Below are 16661 nucleotides of genomic sequence, written 5' to 3'. Positions count from 1 at the left end.
GGTCAGGCTCTCGGCGTGGAGCCCGGGCGCGAGTCCGGCCGGTTCCCCGGCTGGGAGCCTCGGGCACCAGTCCGGTCGGGTTCCCAGCGGGAAGGCCTCGGAGGCCAGCCTCCGGCGCCTCCGGTCGGGTTCGTCGGCGGGAGCCCTCCGTGGGACCCCGGTCAGGCCCCGGGCGGCAGTCCGGTCGGCACGCACCGGAAGGCAGACTCCGGCGGCTCCGGTCGGATCCCCCGGCGGGGAACCTCCGGGGCCGGTCCTGGCGGGGCGTCCCGGAGCCCCGACAGGCCCCTGGAGGCCCGGCCGTGGTCGCCCGGGGCGCCGTCCCGTGAGGGCATCCACACCCCAACCCCCTATCCCCTCGTACACCCCACATCGCAAGGCTCACCGTGTTCGACGTCGCCGTCTTCGGCTCGCTCTTTCTGACCCTTTTTGTGATCATGGATCCCCCCGGGATCACCCCGATCTTCCTCGCCCTCACCTCCGGCCGCCCCGCCAAGGTCCAGCGGCGGATGGCCTGGCAGGCCGTCGCCGTGGCCTTCGGTGTCATCACCGTCTTCGGGATCCTCGGGCAGCAGATCCTCGCCTACCTCCACGTGTCCGTCCCCGCGCTGATGATCGCCGGCGGTCTCCTCCTGCTGCTCATCGCGCTCGACCTGCTCACCGGCAAGACCGACGAGCCCAAGCAGACCAAGGACGTCAACGTCGCCCTCGTCCCCCTCGGCATGCCGCTGCTCGCCGGGCCGGGCGCCATCGTGTCGGTGATTCTCGCCGTGCAGCACGCCGACGGGGTCGGCGCGCAGGTCTCGGTCTGGGCCGCGATCGTCGCCATGCACGTCGTCCTCTGGCTGACCATGCGGTACTCGCTGCTGATCATCCGTGTCATCAAGGACGGCGGTGTCGTGCTCGTGACCCGGCTCGCCGGCATGATGCTCTCGGCCATCGCCGTGCAGCAGATCATCAACGGCGTCACCCAGGTGATCCAGGGGGCCTAGCCAGGGTCCAGGCTCCAGGCTCCACACACCACTGCGCCCCCGTACGGATTCCGGTTCACGGAGTCCATGCGGGGGCGCGGTGCGCTCAAGCGGCTGCCTGTTATGAGGCCGAGGTCTCGGCCGGGCGGATCCAGATGCGCTGGCCGATCGAAGCGGCCTGCTGCACGATCCGATTGACGGAGGCGGCGTCCACGACGGTCCGATCGACAGGCGTGCCGTCGATGTCGTCGAGTCGCAGGATTTCGAAGCGCATGGGCTTCTCCCTTCGTCTGGAGTTGATCCTCCTGTTGGAGAACTGCGGTGCGTGATACGTACAGGTCCAACGAGATGCATCCTGCAAACATTCCCTACGCTAAGGAAATTTTTCGGATGACTAACTACTAACGGGTACGAGGGTTGGCCGCAGGGCCGGGACCGGCGGAGAATGAGGCCGGTATGAACGACGCAGAGACACCTCAGACGACGCCCGGCGACCCGCTCCGCGGCCAGGTCCGTGACCTCGGCGCCCGCCTGGAGCGCACCAATGAGCTCCTCCAGCGGATGCTGGCCGAAGTAGCCAAAACCCCTTCGACTCATGCCATCTTCGTCGACGCAGGTTATGTCTATGCTGCGGCCGGGTTGCTGGTCGCGGGCACCGAGGACCGGCGCTCCTTCGACCTCGACGCCGAGGGGATGATCGAGGCCTTCATCGACAAGGCCCGCACGATCTTCGCGGACAGCCGGCTGCTGCGCGTCTACTGGTACGACGGCGCCCGCCGCCGCATCCACACCCCCGAGCAGCAGTCGATCGCCGAGCTCCCCGACGTCAAGGTCCGGCTCGGCAACCTCAACGCCAACAACCAGCAGAAGGGCGTCGACTCCCTCATCCGCACGGATCTGGAGTCCCTCGCCCGCCACCGCGCCATCAGCGACGCCGCCCTCGTCGGCGGCGACGAGGACCTCGTCTCGGCCGTCGAGGCGGCCCAGGGGTACGGGGCGCGCGTCCACCTCTGGGGCATCGAGGCCGCCGAGGGGCGCAACCAGGCGGAGCCGCTGCTCTGGGAGGTCGACAGCCAGCGCACCTTCGACCTCGACTTCTGCCGCCCGTACGTCACCCGACGGCCCGTCACCACGTACGAGAACGAGGGCGAGCCGCCGCCCTCGCGCGACGAGGTCCGCTTCATCGGCGCCCAGATCGCGGCGACCTGGCTCGCCGAGCGCGGCCGCGACGCGCTGGCGGAGCTGCTGCCCGGACATCCGTATCTGCCGGGGCCGGTCGACCAGGACCTGCTCATCGAGGCGGAGAAGCTCCTCAGCCGCTCCCTGCGCGGGCACGCGGCGCTGCGCCGGGCGCTGCGGGACGGCTTCTGGCAGCACGTTCAGGCACAGTTCTAGTGCTGTGACCGGAAGCGATCACCGGGTTGCTGCTGACTGACCTTGCGACGGTTGGATATGACGACACGTCCGATCGGTGTGGGGAGGCGGAATGGCAGGGCCGGTCAGGGCGCGCCGCGGGCTGACGGAGCAGGAGGGGCAGAAGCTGCAGCGGATCGTGCGGCGGGCGGTACCAGTACGGTGCGGTTCCGCCGGGCGATGATGCAGCTGGCCTCGGCGGGCGGGAACAGCGTCCCGGGTGATCGCGAGGCTCGCGCAGGCGAACGAGGACACGGTCCGCGACGTGATCCATCGCTTCAACGAGATCGGCCTGGCCTGCCTGGACCCTCGGTGGGCGGCAGTCCGTCGCCGCCTGCTGACTCCGGCGATGAGGAGTTCGTCTTCCAGACGGCCACCACCCGGCCGACCAAGCTGGGCAAGCCCTTCACGTGTTGATCGGTCCGCAAGCCTGCCGCTCACCTGCGGCGCAATCGGGCCCGTCCGATACGGATCGGCGACCTTCACCGCACCCACGGAGTGACGTAACCCACCTGGGCCGCGCTCAGGTCGATCCGCGTGGCCCGCCCGGACGGACGGCCACTGGTCGCCTCGGCCTGACGGTCGGCCTGGCCTTTCCCTCACGGGGGTGGGTCGGAGAAGTAGCCACGCAGGGCGCGGGCGACGCGGCCGGGCTGTCCGCCGTTGTCGGCGGCGAGGTGGCCGACGCCGCGCAGCCGGGTTGTGCGGCTGCGGGGGATGGCGGCGTGCAGTGCGTCGAGGGCGTCCTTGAGGTAGCGGGGGCTGCGGCCGCCGCCGAGCAGGAGCACGTCGGCGCGCACGGCCGTGGACGCCGCGATGAGCCCTTCCGCGCCGAGGACGAGCTGGGCGTCGTGGTGCATGGTCGCGATGAGGTCGATGAGCGGTACCTCGTCGGTGTGGGCCTGCCTGGCCTGGGCGCGCATCGCGAAGTCCATCAGGGGCACGGCCACAGGCCTGGGCAGGACCTGCAGGAGGCGCGAGTCTTTGGTGCCCTTGGCGACGGTAACCATGGCGGCACCCGGGCGATTGTGGTGCATCTCGCTGTCGTAGCGGGGCAGCCAGGCGGCGAGCCGTGAGCCGCCCACGGGCAAGGGCGGCTCGTAGAGGGCGATCTTGCACTCCTCCGGTGCGGTGAGTGCCCACTGCAGGACAGCGTTGGCGCCGGCACTGAGGGCGAAGACGCGGCGGGCGTGGGCGGCGTCCATGAGGGCCTGCACGTCCTCGGCGGCCCGCTGCAGTGTGAAGGCCGGTCCGTAGGGCCCGCTCAGGCCCCGGCCTCTGCGGTCGGGAAGGTAGACGGTGAAGTCCCGAGCAAGGGCCGTACCCAACTTCATGAAGTTGTACGAGGACATCATCGATCCGTGCACAAGCACGACCGGCGGACCATCACCCAGCCGCCGGTAGCCGAGGACCGTGCCATCCTTCGAGACCACCGAACCAGTGACGTAGGCGGTCCTGTCGCGATTCATGATCCCTCACACCTGGACTCGGAGCCTCGGGCCGCAGAGCGAATCTACCGTCCGACCACCCGCAAGAGGGCCATGAGGAGCATCAGCCCCAACCCGGTGATCGTTTCCGGTCGCAGCACTAGCGGCGGGCTACGGGCACCGCTCCCAGAACGCGACGAGCCGGTCCGCCAGTTCCTGGGGATGGGACACGTTGGGGGAGTGGCCCGCGCCCACGACCACCGTGTGATGGGCCCCCGTCCGCAGCGCCACCTCCGCGAGGCCGACCACGGGCCAGACCATCTCCTCGTCCCCGTACGCGATGTGCAGCGGCACGGTGAGCTGGGCCAGCTGGGCGTGCCCGTCCCGGTCGCGCCTCAACAGCCGCCCCGCCACCGCGAGTTGGACGACCCGGGTACGCATCCAGCGGCGCCGCAGGAACATCACGATCTCCGGCGGGTCCGTCACCCCGGGCTCCTCGCCGCGGCTGTCCAGCCACCGCGTCGCCCGCCACACCCGCTCCTTGGGCAGCACCGCGAGCGCGCCGCGCAGCACCCGGACCCGGATGCGCTGCGGGCGGGCGACCGGGCCGGGGCCTGAGGAGAGCAGGGTCAGCGAGCGGAACGACTCCGGCGCAAGCAGCGCCGCCCCCCGCGCCACCACCCCGCCGAACGAGTGCCCCAGCAGATGCACGGAACCGTCCCCGAGCGCGGCCGCCTGGGAGATGGCGTCGAGCGCCAGCGCGCGCCGGGTGTACGCGGACCGGTGCCGCGGCCCCGGGCTCTCGTGCTGTCCCCGGCCGTCGACCGCGACCGCCCGGTACCCGGCGTCGCTCAGCGGGCCGAGCAGCGCGAGGAAGTCCTCCTTGCTGCCGGTGTAGCCGGGCAGCAGCAGCACCGTGCCACGGGGCTCGCCCTGGGGCGCGGTGTCCAGGACGGCGAAGTCGCCGCGCGCGGTCACGAGCCGGTAGGCACGGGTGCGCGGTGGCAGTGCCAGGGACCGGGGCTTGCTCATAGAGGGACTTTAACCGCTGTTCAGAAGGGCCCGGACAGCACGGCGGCCCGGCCCCCGGGGAGGGGCCGGGCCGCTGAAGGGCGGTGCGACGACGCGTCAGCTCTCGGTCTTGGCGGCCGCGGCCTTCTTGGTCGTGCGACGGCGCGGGGACTTGGGAGCCTCGGCGGCGGTCCCGGTGGTCTCGGCGGTCTCGGTGGCCTCCGCCGGAGCGGCGGTCGCCTTCTTCACCGTACGGCGGCGCGGGGCCGCCTTCGGCTCCGAGGCGTCGGGGGCCTCGGCGGCGACGGCCTTCTTGGTCGTACGGCGACGGGGGGCCTTGGGGGCCTCCTCGACAGCCTCGACGACCGCGACGGCCTCGGCAGCCTCGACCGCAGGGGCCTCGACCGCAGGGGCCTCGGCGGCGACGGCCTTCTTGGCGGTACGGCGGCGGGGAGCCTTCTTGGGCTCCTCGACGACCGCGACGGCCTCGGCAGCCTCGACGGCCGGGGCCTCGGCGGCGACGGCCTTCTTGGCGGTACGGCGGCGCGGGGCCTTCTTGGGCTCCTCGGCGACCGTCTCGGCCACCGGTGCGACGACCGGCTCGACGACCGGCTCGGCCACCGCGAGGGCGGCGGCGGCCGTCTCCACGGTCTGGAAGGACACGCTCTCCTCGGGCTTCACGACACGCGCACGGCGACGGCGCGGGGCCTTGGGGGCCTCGTCCACCGGCGTGGCCTGCGCGACCACGGAGGCCACCTGAGCCACCTGAGCCACGCGAGTCACCGGAGCGGCGGAGGCCTTCGGGGCCTCGACGACCGGCGCGCTCGACGCGGCGCCCGTACGGGTACGGCGACGGCGGCGCGGGGTGCGCGGCTCCGCGGGGGCGTCCTCCGCGACCGGGGCGGCGGTGGTGGTGGTGACGGCAGCCGCCGACTCCTCCAGCGCGGTGCCTCCACGCGTACGGCGGCGCTGACGCGGGGCGCGCGTACGGGCCGGGCGCTCCTCGGCCACCGGGGCGGCGGCCTGCTTGCGGCCACGGCCACCACGGCCACCGGGCTCGCCCAGGTCCTCCAGCTCCTCCGCGCCCAGACCCGCACGGGTCCGCTCGGTGCGGGGCAGGACGCCCTTGGTGCCCGCGGGGATGTCCAGCTCCTCGTAGAGGTGCGGGGAGCTGGAGTAGGTCTCGACCGGGTCGTGGAAGTCCAGACCCAGCGCCTTGTTGATCAGCTGCCAGCGCGGGATGTCGTCCCAGTCGACCAGCGTCACCGCCGTACCCTTCGCGCCCGCGCGGCCGGTGCGGCCCACGCGGTGGAGGAACGTCTTCTCGTCCTCCGGCGACTGGTAGTTGATGACGTGCGTGACGCCCTCGACGTCGATGCCGCGCGCGGCGACGTCGGTGCAGACGAGCACGTCGACCTTGCCGTTGCGGAACGCGCGCAGGGCCTGCTCGCGGGCGCCCTGACCGAGGTCGCCGTGGACCGCGCCGGACGCGAAGCCGCGCCGCTCCAGCTGCTCGGCGATGTCGGCCGCCGTGCGCTTCGTACGGCAGAAGATCATCGCGAGCCCGCGGCCGTTGGCCTGCAGGACACGGGAGATCAGCTCCGGCTTGTCCATGGAGTGCGCGCGGTAGACGCGCTGCGTGATGTTGGCGACGGTCACGCCCTCGTCGTCCGGCGCGGTGGCGCGGATGTGCGTGGGCTGCGACATGTAGCGACGGGCCAGACCGATGACGGCGCCCGGCATGGTCGCCGAGAACAGCATGGTCTGACGCTTCGCCGGAAGCATGTTGATGATCTTCTCGACGTCGGGCAGGAAGCCCAGGTCGAGCATCTCGTCGGCCTCGTCCAGGACGAGGGCCTTGACGTGCGACAGGTCGAGCTTGCGCTGGCCGGCCAGGTCGAGCAGGCGGCCCGGGGTGCCGACGATCACGTCGACGCCCTTCTTGAGCGCCTCGACCTGGGGCTCGTACGCCCGGCCGCCGTAGATGGCGAGCACGCGGACGTTACGGACCTTGCCGGCGGTCAGCAGGTCGTTGGTGACCTGGGTGCACAGCTCACGGGTCGGAACGACGACCAGCGCCTGCGGGGCGTCGGTCAGCTGCTCGGGCTTGGCCCGGCCGGCCTCGACGTCCGCGGGGACGGTGACGCGCTCCAGGAGCGGCAGACCGAAGCCGAGCGTCTTGCCGGTGCCGGTCTTGGCTTGGCCGATGACGTCGGAGCCGGAGAGCGCGACCGGGAGGGTCATCTCCTGGATGGGAAAGGGGGAGACGATGCCGACGGCTTCAAGCGCCTCGGCCGTCTCGGGAAGGATTCCGAGGTCTCGGAAAGTCGTAGTCAGGGTGCTGCCTCTTCTGTGAGACGCGGCGCGAGGCGAACGCTGGGGGTCGTACCGTGCCGAGTCACTTCCGGCCGGATCGACGAATGGATCACAGCCGGGTGGCGCGGGACCACTGCCGTCGCTCGAGCGTCGTGCCGCTGAGGGTCCCTCCTGCGGGTGCGCGGGGAGGGTTGTCGGGTCGGAGCCAGTCGGGCCACCGACCGGGCATCCTCATTCATGAGTCGGCCCACCGAATACGTCCGAACGTGCGAAAGCATGTCCGCATACTCAGCAGGCGCTTTACCACTGTACCCCGGATTCGCGCATGTGTGTTGGGAGAATTCGTGATGAGGGCGCGGTCACAGTGACTGACCAGGGCCTTCCCCGGGCCGGAGAGCGGGCTATTGTGCGCTTCATGGAGACGTCTGACAACGCCACACCAGCCGAAGAGCCCACCGGGATCGCCGCCCAGGACTGGGCCACGGCATCCGCCGAGCCGCAGTACCGCGCCGCGGTCGTCGACCTGCTCGGCGCGCTGGCCTACGGCGAGCTGGCGGCCTTCGAGCGGCTCGCCGAGGACGCCAAGCTCGCGCCGACCCTCGCGGACAAGGCGGAGCTGGCGAAGATGGCCTCCGCCGAGTTCCACCACTTCGAGCAGCTCCGCGACCGGCTGGCCGCCGTGGACGCCGAGCCGACCGCCGCGATGGAGCCCTTCGCCAAGGCGCTGGACGACTTCCACCGCCAGACCGCTCCGTCCGACTGGCTGGAGGGCCTGGTCAAGGCCTATGTCGGCGACTCGATCGCCAGTGACTTCTACCGGGAGGTCGCGGCCCGCCTGGACTCCGACACGCGCCGGCTCGTGCTGTCGGTGCTCGACGACACGGGCCACGGCAACTTCGCCGTGGAGAAGGTCCGCGCCGCGATCGAGGCCGACCCGCGGGTCGGCGGGCGGCTCGCGCTGTGGGCGCGCCGGCTGATGGGCGAGGCGCTCTCCCAGGCCCAGCGCGTGGTCGCCGAGCGCGACGCGCTCTCCACGATGCTCGTCGGTGGTGTGGCGGACGGCTTCGACCTCGCGGAGGTCGGCCGGATGTTCTCCCGGATCACCGAGGCCCACACCAAGCGCATGGCGGCGCTCGGCCTGGCGGCCTAGCCGTTTCGTCGCAGTCGCAGTCGCAGTCGCAGTCGCAGGCGCAGTCAGCGGCGGCGCGGTTCACGCCGCCGCTGATCGGCGCAGGCGGCGAGCGGCGGGACGGATCAGCAGCGAGAGCAGGACCGCCGCGATCGCGATCGCGCCGATGAGCGTGGCCAGGGCGTGACCCGGGCCCAGGGCTCCATGGGTCACCAGGGCGCCGAAGACGGCGCCCAGCGAGCCCGTCGTGAGGACGACCCCCCGTGCGGGGAGGCGGTCGGGCAGCCGGTGCACGGCGGCCCAGGCCAGGGCGAGTCCGAGCAGGGCGGAGCCGAGGGCTTCCAGGAACACGGGTCACCTCGCGTGCGGTGCGGGGCGGGCAATTCGGTCGTAGGCCGTACTACCCGGGCCGACTCGAACGCAATCCTCTTCCGCCCCCCTCACCAGGACATTCGCCCGAAGCACAGGAACCACGTCCCACCCGGACGGACGAAGGGCCCGGCGGATCGAATCCGCCGGGCCCTTCGCCTTGTCCTGACGTACGTCTCAGAGAGCGCCGAAGCCCACCCGGCGGACCGCCGGCTCGCCGATCTCCACGTACGCGATCTTCTCGGCCGGGACCAGGACCTTACGGCCCTTCTCGTCCGTGAGGCTGAGCAGCTGCGCCTTGCCGGCCAGCGCGTCGGCCACGGCGCGCTCGACCTCCTCGGCGGACTGCCCGCTCTCCAGAACGATCTCCCGGGGTGCGTGCTGCACGCCGATCTTGACCTCCACGGCTATGTCCCTCCGAACGGTCAGCGTTGCGCGTTTCCCCGCGCCGTACGCTGCACACATTAGCCCGGAGAGGGGACAAGCACGGCGCAGCGGCGGAACGCCAGGAGCGAACAGCGGGCGAGCACGCCGGTACGAGGGGTCAGTGGCCCTCGGCGCTCAGCTGACCCTCCGTCGGGTGCAGGGGGAAGCCCGCGATACCCCGCCAGGCCAGCGAGGTCAGCAGCGCGACCGCCTTGTCGCGGGGGATGGCGGACTCGCTGGAGAGCCAGTAGCGCGCCACGACCTGGGAGACGCCGCCGAGGCCCACGGCGAGCAGCATCGACTCGTCCTTGGACAGGCCGGTGTCCTCCGCGATCACGTCCGAGATCGCCTCGGCGCACTGCAGGCTGACCCGGTCCACGCGCTCGCGCACGGCCGGCTCGTTGGTCAGGTCGGACTCGAAGACCAGCCGGAACGCGCCGCCCTCGTCCTCCACGTACGCGAAGTACGCGTCCATCGTGGCGGCGACCCGGAGCTTGTTGTCCGTCGTGGACGCCAGGGCTGTGCGTACAGCCTGGAGCAGCGACTCGCAGTGCTGGTCGAGCAGAGCCAGGTAGAGCTCCAGCTTGCCCGGGAAGTGCTGGTAGAGCACGGGCTTGCTGACGCCCGCCCGTTCGGCGATGTCGTCCATCGCGGCGGAGTGGTAGCCCTGTGCGACGAACACCTCCTGGGCCGCCCCCAGGAGCTGGTTCCGTCGGGCTCGGCGCGGCAGGCGCGTGCCCCGAGGGCGTGCTGCCTCTGTCTGCTCGATGGCTGTCACGCCGCCTCCCAAAAATCGATCCATGCGCGCTGTGGCGCCGCGCCCGCCATCGTACTTTTGGGTAACCCGGCTGTGCGCGGTGCGGACGCAGAATTTCACGGACCGGACGCCCAGGGCGATAGGAGATTCAACATTAAACCGAACAAATCAGCGGTAGTCGTCTTCGTTCTGGACGACCACCCGCGTCTGTTCGGCGGCGTCCGCCGGGTTCGCGCTGTCCTGCTCGACATGCGTGGGCTGCTCGTCCTCCTCCTGCTGGAGGTCCGTGTGCTGCTCGGCGGCGTCGGCCTCAGGAATTTCCTCGTCGAGCACGGCTTCCTCTTCCTCGGCGAATGTGTCCGGCTCGTTCGGATCGACAGTCATGCGGTTCCTTCCGGCATGCGGGTCCTCTCCGAAGGCCCTCTCTACGAGCGTAGGAGCACACTCCGCGCGGCGCACCCGTACCTGTGACGCCACACACACGCGCCGCCGCGTGATCGTCTCGTAATATTGCGGCCATGTCGTCGACCGAGCTGCCGGAAACCCGGACCGCCGCCGCCCCGCCCTCGTCGCGGACCCGCGCCGTGCGGGTCGCCGACGGCGAGGAGCTGCGCTCCGTCGCGCTGCCCGGGCTCACGCTCACCGTGCGCGCCCGGCCCGGCAACCGGCCGGGGCTCGCGCCCGCGCTCTACGTCCACGGCCTCGGCGGCTCCTCGCTGAACTGGTCGGCGCTGATGCCGCTGCTCGCGGACCATCTCGACGGCGAGGCGGTCGACCTGCCCGGCTTCGGCGACTCGCCGCCGCCCGACGACGGCAACTACTCGGTCACCGGACACGCCCGGGCGGTCATCCGGCTGCTCGACGCCGCCGGCCGCGGACCGGTCCACCTGATCGGCAACTCGCTCGGCGGCGCCGTCTCCACCCGCGTCGCCGCCGTCCGTCCCGACCTGGTCCGCACTCTCACCCTGGTCTCTCCGGCCCTGCCCGAGCTGCGCGCCCAGCGCAGCGCCTGGCCGACCGCGCTGCTCGCCCTGCCGGGCGTGGCACCTCTCTTCTCCAAGATGACCAGGGACTGGACGCCGGAGCAGAGGGTCCGCGGGGTCCTCGCCCTCTGTTACGGAGACCCCGGCCGGGTCTCCGACGAGGGCTTCCGGCACGCCGTGGAGGAGATGGAACGGCGCCTGGAGCTTCCGTACTTCTGGGACGCCATGGCCCGTTCCTCGCGCGGGATCGTAGACGCGTACACGCTCGGCGGTCAGCACGGTCTGTGGCGGCAGGCGGAGCGGGTGCTCGCGCCGACCCTGCTCGTCTACGGCGGCCGTGACCAGCTCGTCTCCTACAGAATGGCGCGCAAGGCGGCCGCCGCGTTCCGCGGCTCGCGGCTCCTGACGCTCCCGGACGCCGGGCACGTGGCCATGATGGAGTACCCCGAGACGGTCGCCCAGGCCGTCCGGGAACTGATCGAGGCCGACACGGTCGGCAAAGACGGCACAGACGGTAAACACGGCACAGACGACAGCGGCGGGAGCTGATCCGGGGCGTGGGACGACATAGTCGCAAGGGCCCCGCGCCCGCTCCCCCCGTGGATACGGGGCGGAAGCCGGAGGCGGCCGCGCCGGGGACGGGACGCCGCAGGCGCGCGCCGGGCCAGGACGGGTACGGCCAGAGGCCGAACGGACAGGACGCGTACGGGCAGGACCCGTACGGACAAGGCGCGTACGGACAGACCGGGTACGCCCAGGGGGCGTACGGTCAACAGGGGCCCGGCAGGCAGCCGGGCGCGTACGGACAGAGCCCGAGCCCGAGCCCGAGCCCGTACGGACAGGGCGGCGGCCGGCCCGTCTGGGACACGCCGATGCACGGCACGCCGATGTACACCGCCCCCGCCGACCCGGTTGTACGGGGCGGGCATCCCGAGCACATCGAGACGGCGCCGCGACCGGAGCGGTACGGCGACTGGCAGGGGGCGCGCAGGCCCGCCCCGGACGAGGCCGCCCCGCAGGCCTCCGCTCCACAGGCCCCCTTCATTCCGGCCCCGCGGCGGGAGACCGCCCCTGAGGATCTCCCCGAGGAGCGTCCCGACGAGCCCGAGGAAGCGCCGACCAGGACCGGCGGCAGGGGCCGTACGTTCACCGGTATCGCGGCAGCCGCCGTCACCACCGTCCTCGCCGTCGTCGTGGCCGGTCAGGTGGCCGACCGGGACTCCGGCAACCCCCTCGCCCGCTCGGCCGACGGCTCCGCCGACCGGGCCGTCGAGGACGGCACCGCCTCACGCTCCGACGACCGGCTGACGCCCTCGGCCCCCGCGACGGCCGTGCCGTCCACCCCGCCGCCCACGTACGAGCAGCTGATGACGCGCCAGTTCCCCATCGACCCCAAGCTCAAGGGCTCGGGCGAGTTCGAGGCCGTGGCCGGTTTCGACAAGGCGCCGGGCAAGGGACGCAAGATCCGCTACCGCGTCGACGTCGAGAAGGGGCTCGGGCTCGACCCGAAGCTCTTCGCGCAGGCCGTGCAGAAGACCCTCAACGACGAGCGGAGCTGGGCCGGCAAGGGCGAGATGACCTTCGAGCGGATCTCCAGCGGAGAGCCGGAGTTCGTGATCACGCTCGCCAGCCCCGGAACGACCGGCACCTGGTGTGCGAAGTCCGGCCTGGACACCACCATCGACAACGTCTCCTGCGACTCCGCGTCCACGTCCCGCGTGATGATCAACGCGTTCCGCTGGGCACAGGGCTCGGAGACCTTCGGCGACAAGGCGATGTTCGCCTATCGCCAGATGCTCATCAATCACGAGGTCGGACACCGGCTCGGGCACAGGCATGTGAGCTGCCGTACGCCCGGCGCCCTCGCGCCCGTGATGCAGCAGCAGACCAAGACCCTGGAGATCGACGGCATCGCCTGCCGCCCCAACCCCTGGGTGCACCCGGGGAGCTGACGCCCCGAGCCAGTGCAGGGGCTGGCCGTAGCGTGACGCTCCGTAGGCGAATCACCCCGTAGCGCGACAGAACGCGACCGCGGTGGGAAAGTTACGTGCATTCACCCCTTCCAGTGGCGCGACGGACAACCGTCCATCGCGCCACCGGTATATCCGCTTACGTTCTTCCCGCCGCGAGTCGCCGGGCCACGGCGCCGGCCAGTCAACGGAGATCGGGGGTGTGCTCATGCGGATCGGACTGCTTACGGAGGGTGGCTACCCGTACGCCACGGGTGAGTCCAGGCTCTGGTGCGACCGGCTCGTGCGCGGGCTCTCGGCGCACGAGTTCGACCTGTACGCCCTCAGCCGCAGCGCCCTCCAGGAGGACGCCGGCTGGGTGGACCTGCCCCCGCAGGTCCAGCGCGTACGCACGGCACCCCTCTGGGCACCCGAGGACGACGGCCGCACGTACGGGCGGCGCGAGCGGCGGACCTTCGTCGGTCGCTTCCACGCCCTCGCGACCGACATCTGCGCCGAGGAGGACACGGGTGACTTCGCCGAGGGGCTCTACGGCCTCGCCGAACTCGCCCGCGAGCGCGGCGGTCTCTACGCCGCCCTGCGCTCCGAACTCGCCGTCCGCACACTGGAGTCCGCCTGTCGCGCCCCCGGCGCACGCCGGGGCGTGGCCGCCGCCACCGTCCCCGACTACCTCGCGTTCGTCGACCACGTGGAGCGCGCCCTGCGCCCGCTGTCGCTCGACTGGTACGGCGAGGACGGGCTCGGCGCGGTCGACCTCTGCCACGCCGCGTCCGGCGGATCCGCGGCGCTTCCCGGCCTGTTGGCCAAACGCTTCTTCGGGACTCCGCTGCTGGTCACCGAGTACGGCGTCCAGCTGCGCGCGCACTACCTGGCCGCCACCGACGCGCCGCTGTCCGCGCCGGTACGCGCGCTGCTCGCCGCCTTCCATGGCCGGCTCGCCGCCGAGGTCTACCGGCAGGCCGCGCTCCTCACGCCCGGCAACACGCACGCGCGGCGCTGGCAGGAGAAGTGCGGGGCGGACCGGGCCAAGCTGCGCACGGTCTACCCCGGCATGGAGTCCGAGCGGTTCACCGAGGTCGGCGAGGACGAGGAGACCGGGGACCCGGCCACGCTCGTCTGGGTCGGCCGGGTCGAACCCGCCAAGGACCTGATCGCGCTCCTGCACGCCTTCGCGGAGGTGCGCAAGGCCCAGCCCGACGTCCGGCTGCGGATCATCGCCGCGCCGGTGCGCGAGCCCGGCGCGGACGCGTACGTCGCGCACTGCAGGGCGCTCGCGGCGCAGCTCTTCCCCGACGAGGCGCCGGGGGCGCACGCCGTCGGCGAGAACCCGGTCTCCTTCGAGGAGCTCGGCGGACCGGAGGCCCCGACGCTCGCCGAGGCGTACGCGGCGGGCGCGGTCGTCGTCCTGTCCAGCGTGGTCGAGGGCTTCCCGATCAGCCTGGTCGAGGCGATGTTCTGCGCCCGGGCGACCGTCTCGACGGACGTGGGCGCGGTCGTCGAGGTCATCGGCGGCACCGGGCTCGTCGTGCCCCCGCGCAATCCACGGGCGCTCGCGGACGCGTGCCTCGCGCTGTTGCGCGACCCCGAGCGCCGCTACCGGCTGGGCGCCGCCGCGCGCGCCCGCGCGCTCGAACTCTTCACCGTCGAGCAGAACCTCGCGGCGTTCCGCGGCATCTACCTGGAACTTCTCTCCCACTCACCCGTGCGCCGCCGCGCCGCCGAGGGCGTCCCGTTCGCCCATCCCGCGGAGGCGTACGTGCCCGGCACCTGGGCGGACCAGCCGGTGAGCGCCGCCGCCGGAGCGGGAGACCCCGATGCCTGAAGGAGGCACCCCCATGCGCGGCCCCGCCGCCCCCACGAGCCCCGGCCCCTGGGACTCCCACTCCGAGGCGCTGCTCGAGACGACGGCGCTGACCGTGGCCGTGACAGTCTCCGTGACAACCGACGGACCACCCTCCGAGCCCTCGAAGCCCACCCCTCCGACCCCTGCACGTGCCGCACACTTCGCCACGGACCTCGACCTTCGATCACCGGCCGGACCGGACCGGGCGGGACCCGCCGACCCGCTCACGCTGCACGACACGAGCCGGGTACCACACCCGACGTCCGCGTCCCCCGAGGCCGACCGGCCTCGGGCGGGAACGGTCACCGTTCCCGGCCAGGAGGCCGGCGATGCGCCGCGGGCGCAGCCCGCGCGGGAGTCCGGCGCGGAAGCCCGCGCGGGCTTCGGGCCGGGGGCCGAGGCGGCGCGGCTGACGGCCGCCGCCGTCGAGGAGGGCCGGCCTCGGGCGGGAACGGCCGCTGTTCCCGGACCGGAGGCCGGGGACGCGCCGCGGACGCAGCCCGCGCGGGGACCCGGTGCGGAAGCCGACGCCGGCTTCGTGGCGCCGGCTGAGGCTGCGCGGCCGTCGGCCGCGATCGTCGAGGGCGACTGGCGTCAGGAGGGATCGGCCACCGTTCCCGGACCGGAGGACGGGGACGCGCCGCGGACGCAGCCCACGCGAGGATCCGGCGCGGAAGCCCGCGAGGGCTTCGAGCCGAGGGCCGACGCAGCGCGGCCGTCGGCCGCGATCGTCGAGGACGACCGGCCTCAGGCGCCGGAGGTCGGCGATGCGCCGCGGGCGCGGCCCGCGCGGGGATCCGGCGTGGAGGCCCGCGCGGGCCTCGGGACGCAGGCCGAGGCGGTCGAAGGGGTCAGGCCTGGCGCCCCGGTGGGCGGCGTTGCCGACCGGGTGGAGGCCCAGTCCGCGCCCGTGGTGGGCGGACGGCGGGGGCCCGCTGACCCCGTCAAGGCGCTGATGCATCGGCATCGGGAGCTGTGTGAGCGGGCCGTGGATCCGCTGGAGATCGCCGCGGGGCTCGAAGCCCACGGGGTCACCGACCGGACCGCCGCGCGGTTTCGGCACCGGGACGTGTTCTCGCTCGCCGAGGAGCTGTACGCGCGCGTGCCGCGGGGGAACGGAGCGCCCGTGCGCCCCGCGCGGGAGGACGGGGCGAGCGCCGGGTGGGCGGGGTGGACCCTGGCCGCCCTCGCGCCCGGCGCCGTCGCCGCCCTCACCGTCACCGGACTCGCGCTCACCGAAGGGCCCGTGCGCCTCGCCGTCGGCGCGGCCGGGGCCCTCGGCCTGGCCGCCGCGCTCGCCGTCGCCGTCCGGCGCGGCCCCCTGCGCGCCGCAGGCCGTACCGTCCCCGCCGCCCGCGTCTGGACCCTCTGGCTCCTCGCGTACGCGCTCGGCGGGGACGGCCTTCTCGAAGCGACGCTGGCCGGCGGACCCGACGAGCCCTGGCCCCTCACCCCCGGCCCCCTCCTCGGTCTCGCCCTCGCCGTCGCCCCCGCCGCCTGGTGCGCCCGGCTCTTCGCCGCCAAGGCCCGCCGCAGGCTGGCCGCCAGCCGGGGCCTCGAGGACTTCGCCGCCGGCACCCGCCCCCTGCTCCTCGCCGCCGTCGCACTCCATCTGGCCGTCCTCGCGGGCCTGTTGAGCCTGACCGGCTTCGCCTCCGGCGCCCTCGCGCTCGGCGCCCTGCTCCTGCTCGCCCGGCTCCTCACCGTCCACGGCTTCCCCGAGACCGCCTCCGGCGGCCTCGCCGCCGCCTGCGCCGCCGAGGCCCTCGCCCTCGCGACGGTCCTGGCCGCCCGGGTCCCCGGCTGCGACGTCCTCGCCGTCCCGGTCCGCGCCCTCGTCGACGCCTGGGGCCCCGGCGCCGTCCCCATCCTCGTCTGCGGCGCCGCGGCGCTCGGCCTGCTGGCCCACGCCACCGCCGCCCTCTCCCGGGCCTCGGCCCACGCCAACCCCTAGGGGTGTCATGCCGAACAGCCCGGACCCGCGTGCCCCTGGCCCTCCAGGTGCCCCCACCGCGTCGCCTGCCACCCGCTCGCCCCGCGGCGGCC

Annotated in this window: 15 protein-coding genes and 1 pseudogene; 8 read left to right on the top strand and 8 right to left on the bottom strand. The window is 73.0% G+C overall.

The features are described 5' to 3' along the window. Positions 1 to 386: 386 nt before the first annotated feature. Positions 387 to 992: a MarC family protein gene (locus tag FDM97_RS29265; protein WP_137993497.1), complete on the top strand. Its 606-nt coding sequence runs from the start codon at positions 387 to 389 to the stop codon at positions 990 to 992. A 100-nt stretch (positions 993 to 1092) separates the two neighbouring features. Here the strand turns inward: FDM97_RS29265 and FDM97_RS29260 are convergent, their stop codons facing one another. Next, complete coding sequence (locus FDM97_RS29260; protein WP_086024648.1) at positions 1093 to 1245, bottom strand: hypothetical protein; 153 nt, start codon at positions 1243 to 1245, stop codon at positions 1093 to 1095. Between the two features lie 182 nt (positions 1246 to 1427). Here FDM97_RS29260 and FDM97_RS29255 point away from each other — a divergent pair, with 182 nt between their 5' ends. Then, positions 1428 to 2366 carry an NYN domain-containing protein gene (locus FDM97_RS29255; RefSeq protein WP_175439272.1) on the top strand — a complete coding sequence of 313 codons (939 nt, stop codon included), beginning with the start codon at positions 1428 to 1430 and terminating at the stop codon, positions 2364 to 2366. Between the two features lie 91 nt (positions 2367 to 2457). Then, positions 2458 to 2861: pseudogene (locus tag FDM97_RS29250) on the top strand (helix-turn-helix domain-containing protein); the annotation flags it as partial. A gap of 122 nt (positions 2862 to 2983) precedes the next feature. On the opposite strand, the gene FDM97_RS29245 reads toward FDM97_RS29250, so the two are convergent. The 3 genes from FDM97_RS29245 to FDM97_RS29235 all read right to left on the bottom strand — a co-directional run bounded on the left by FDM97_RS29245 (position 2984) and on the right by FDM97_RS29235 (position 7066). Continuing rightward, positions 2984 to 3853, bottom strand: a complete 870-nt coding sequence (locus tag FDM97_RS29245) for an alpha/beta fold hydrolase (RefSeq protein WP_137993496.1) — start codon at positions 3851 to 3853, stop codon at positions 2984 to 2986. A 129-nt stretch (positions 3854 to 3982) separates the two neighbouring features. Then, positions 3983 to 4843: an alpha/beta fold hydrolase gene (locus FDM97_RS29240; RefSeq protein WP_137993495.1), complete on the bottom strand. Its 861-nt coding sequence runs from the start codon at positions 4841 to 4843 to the stop codon at positions 3983 to 3985. A 96-nt stretch (positions 4844 to 4939) separates the two neighbouring features. After that, positions 4940 to 7066: a DEAD/DEAH box helicase gene (locus tag FDM97_RS29235; protein ID WP_137993494.1), complete on the bottom strand. Its 2127-nt coding sequence runs from the start codon at positions 7064 to 7066 to the stop codon at positions 4940 to 4942. 487 nt (positions 7067 to 7553) lie between these two features. On the opposite strand from FDM97_RS29235, the gene FDM97_RS29230 reads away from it, so the two are divergent. After that, positions 7554 to 8288, top strand: a complete 735-nt coding sequence (locus FDM97_RS29230; RefSeq protein WP_137993493.1) for a ferritin-like fold-containing protein — start codon at positions 7554 to 7556, stop codon at positions 8286 to 8288. A 60-nt stretch (positions 8289 to 8348) separates the two neighbouring features. On the opposite strand, the gene FDM97_RS29225 is transcribed toward FDM97_RS29230, so the two are convergent. The 4 genes from FDM97_RS29225 to FDM97_RS29210 form a co-directional block, all read right to left on the bottom strand. Beyond that, positions 8349 to 8618 (bottom strand): hypothetical protein, encoded by a 270-nt coding sequence (locus FDM97_RS29225; protein WP_137993492.1) that lies wholly within the window; start codon positions 8616 to 8618, stop codon positions 8349 to 8351. A 195-nt stretch (positions 8619 to 8813) separates the two neighbouring features. Then, the gene (locus FDM97_RS29220; RefSeq protein WP_217510274.1) at positions 8814 to 9041 is read right to left on the bottom strand and encodes a DUF3107 domain-containing protein; all 228 of its coding nucleotides are present in this window, start codon (positions 9039 to 9041) and stop codon (positions 8814 to 8816) included. Between the two features lie 139 nt (positions 9042 to 9180). Then, positions 9181 to 9840 carry a TetR/AcrR family transcriptional regulator gene (locus FDM97_RS29215; RefSeq protein ID WP_137993490.1) on the bottom strand — a complete coding sequence of 220 codons (660 nt, stop codon included), beginning with the start codon at positions 9838 to 9840 and terminating at the stop codon, positions 9181 to 9183. Positions 9841 to 9987: 147 nt separating this feature from the next. After that, positions 9988 to 10203, bottom strand: coding sequence for a hypothetical protein (locus FDM97_RS29210; protein ID WP_137993489.1), 216 nt, complete (start codon positions 10201 to 10203; stop codon positions 9988 to 9990). A 134-nt stretch (positions 10204 to 10337) separates the two neighbouring features. On the opposite strand from FDM97_RS29210, the gene FDM97_RS29205 reads away from it, so the two are divergent. The 4 genes from FDM97_RS29205 (at position 10338) to FDM97_RS37150 (ending at position 16569) form a co-directional block, all read left to right on the top strand. Beyond that, the gene (locus FDM97_RS29205; RefSeq protein WP_137993488.1) at positions 10338 to 11351 is read left to right on the top strand and encodes an alpha/beta fold hydrolase; all 1014 of its coding nucleotides are present in this window, start codon (positions 10338 to 10340) and stop codon (positions 11349 to 11351) included. A gap of 50 nt (positions 11352 to 11401) precedes the next feature. After that, a complete protein-coding gene (locus tag FDM97_RS29200) occupies positions 11402 to 12754 on the top strand; it encodes a DUF3152 domain-containing protein (protein ID WP_254705791.1) in 1353 nt (450 codons plus the stop codon). A 226-nt stretch (positions 12755 to 12980) separates the two neighbouring features. Further along, the gene (locus FDM97_RS29195) at positions 12981 to 14594 is read left to right on the top strand and encodes a DUF3492 domain-containing protein (protein WP_137993487.1); all 1614 of its coding nucleotides are present in this window, start codon (positions 12981 to 12983) and stop codon (positions 14592 to 14594) included. Between the two features lie 13 nt (positions 14595 to 14607). Next, positions 14608 to 16569 carry a hypothetical protein gene (locus FDM97_RS37150; protein ID WP_432816255.1) on the top strand — a complete coding sequence of 654 codons (1962 nt, stop codon included), beginning with the start codon at positions 14608 to 14610 and terminating at the stop codon, positions 16567 to 16569. The last annotated feature ends 92 nt before the right edge of the window (positions 16570 to 16661 follow it).

This window comes from Streptomyces vilmorinianum (genome assembly GCF_005517195.1).
GTDB lineage: Bacteria > Actinomycetota > Actinomycetes > Streptomycetales > Streptomycetaceae > Streptomyces > Streptomyces vilmorinianum.
Note: the sequence above shows the minus strand (reverse complement) of the source record. Positions and strands in the feature narration are given on the sequence as shown.

What these genes read in the sequence shown, in the direction of transcription:
- FDM97_RS29255 (WP_175439272.1), top strand. Translation starts at nt 1,428, where the DNA reads ATGAACGACGCAGAGACACCTCAGACGACGCCCGGCGACCCGCTCCGC.
- FDM97_RS29205 (WP_137993488.1), top strand. Translation starts at nt 10,338, where the DNA reads ATGTCGTCGACCGAGCTGCCGGAAACCCGGACCGCCGCCGCCCCGCCC.
- FDM97_RS29240 (WP_137993495.1), bottom strand. Translation starts at nt 4,843, where the DNA reads ATGAGCAAGCCCCGGTCCCTGGCACTGCCACCGCGCACCCGTGCCTAC.
- FDM97_RS37150 (WP_432816255.1), top strand. Translation starts at nt 14,608, where the DNA reads ATGCGCGGCCCCGCCGCCCCCACGAGCCCCGGCCCCTGGGACTCCCAC.
- FDM97_RS29245 (WP_137993496.1), bottom strand. Translation starts at nt 3,853, where the DNA reads ATGAATCGCGACAGGACCGCCTACGTCACTGGTTCGGTGGTCTCGAAG.
- FDM97_RS29235 (WP_137993494.1), bottom strand. Translation starts at nt 7,066, where the DNA reads ATGACCCTCCCGGTCGCGCTCTCCGGCTCCGACGTCATCGGCCAAGCC.
- FDM97_RS29210 (WP_137993489.1), bottom strand. Translation starts at nt 10,203, where the DNA reads ATGACTGTCGATCCGAACGAGCCGGACACATTCGCCGAGGAAGAGGAA.
- FDM97_RS29260 (WP_086024648.1), bottom strand. Translation starts at nt 1,245, where the DNA reads ATGCGCTTCGAAATCCTGCGACTCGACGACATCGACGGCACGCCTGTC.
- FDM97_RS29195 (WP_137993487.1), top strand. Translation starts at nt 12,981, where the DNA reads ATGCGGATCGGACTGCTTACGGAGGGTGGCTACCCGTACGCCACGGGT.
- FDM97_RS29230 (WP_137993493.1), top strand. Translation starts at nt 7,554, where the DNA reads ATGGAGACGTCTGACAACGCCACACCAGCCGAAGAGCCCACCGGGATC.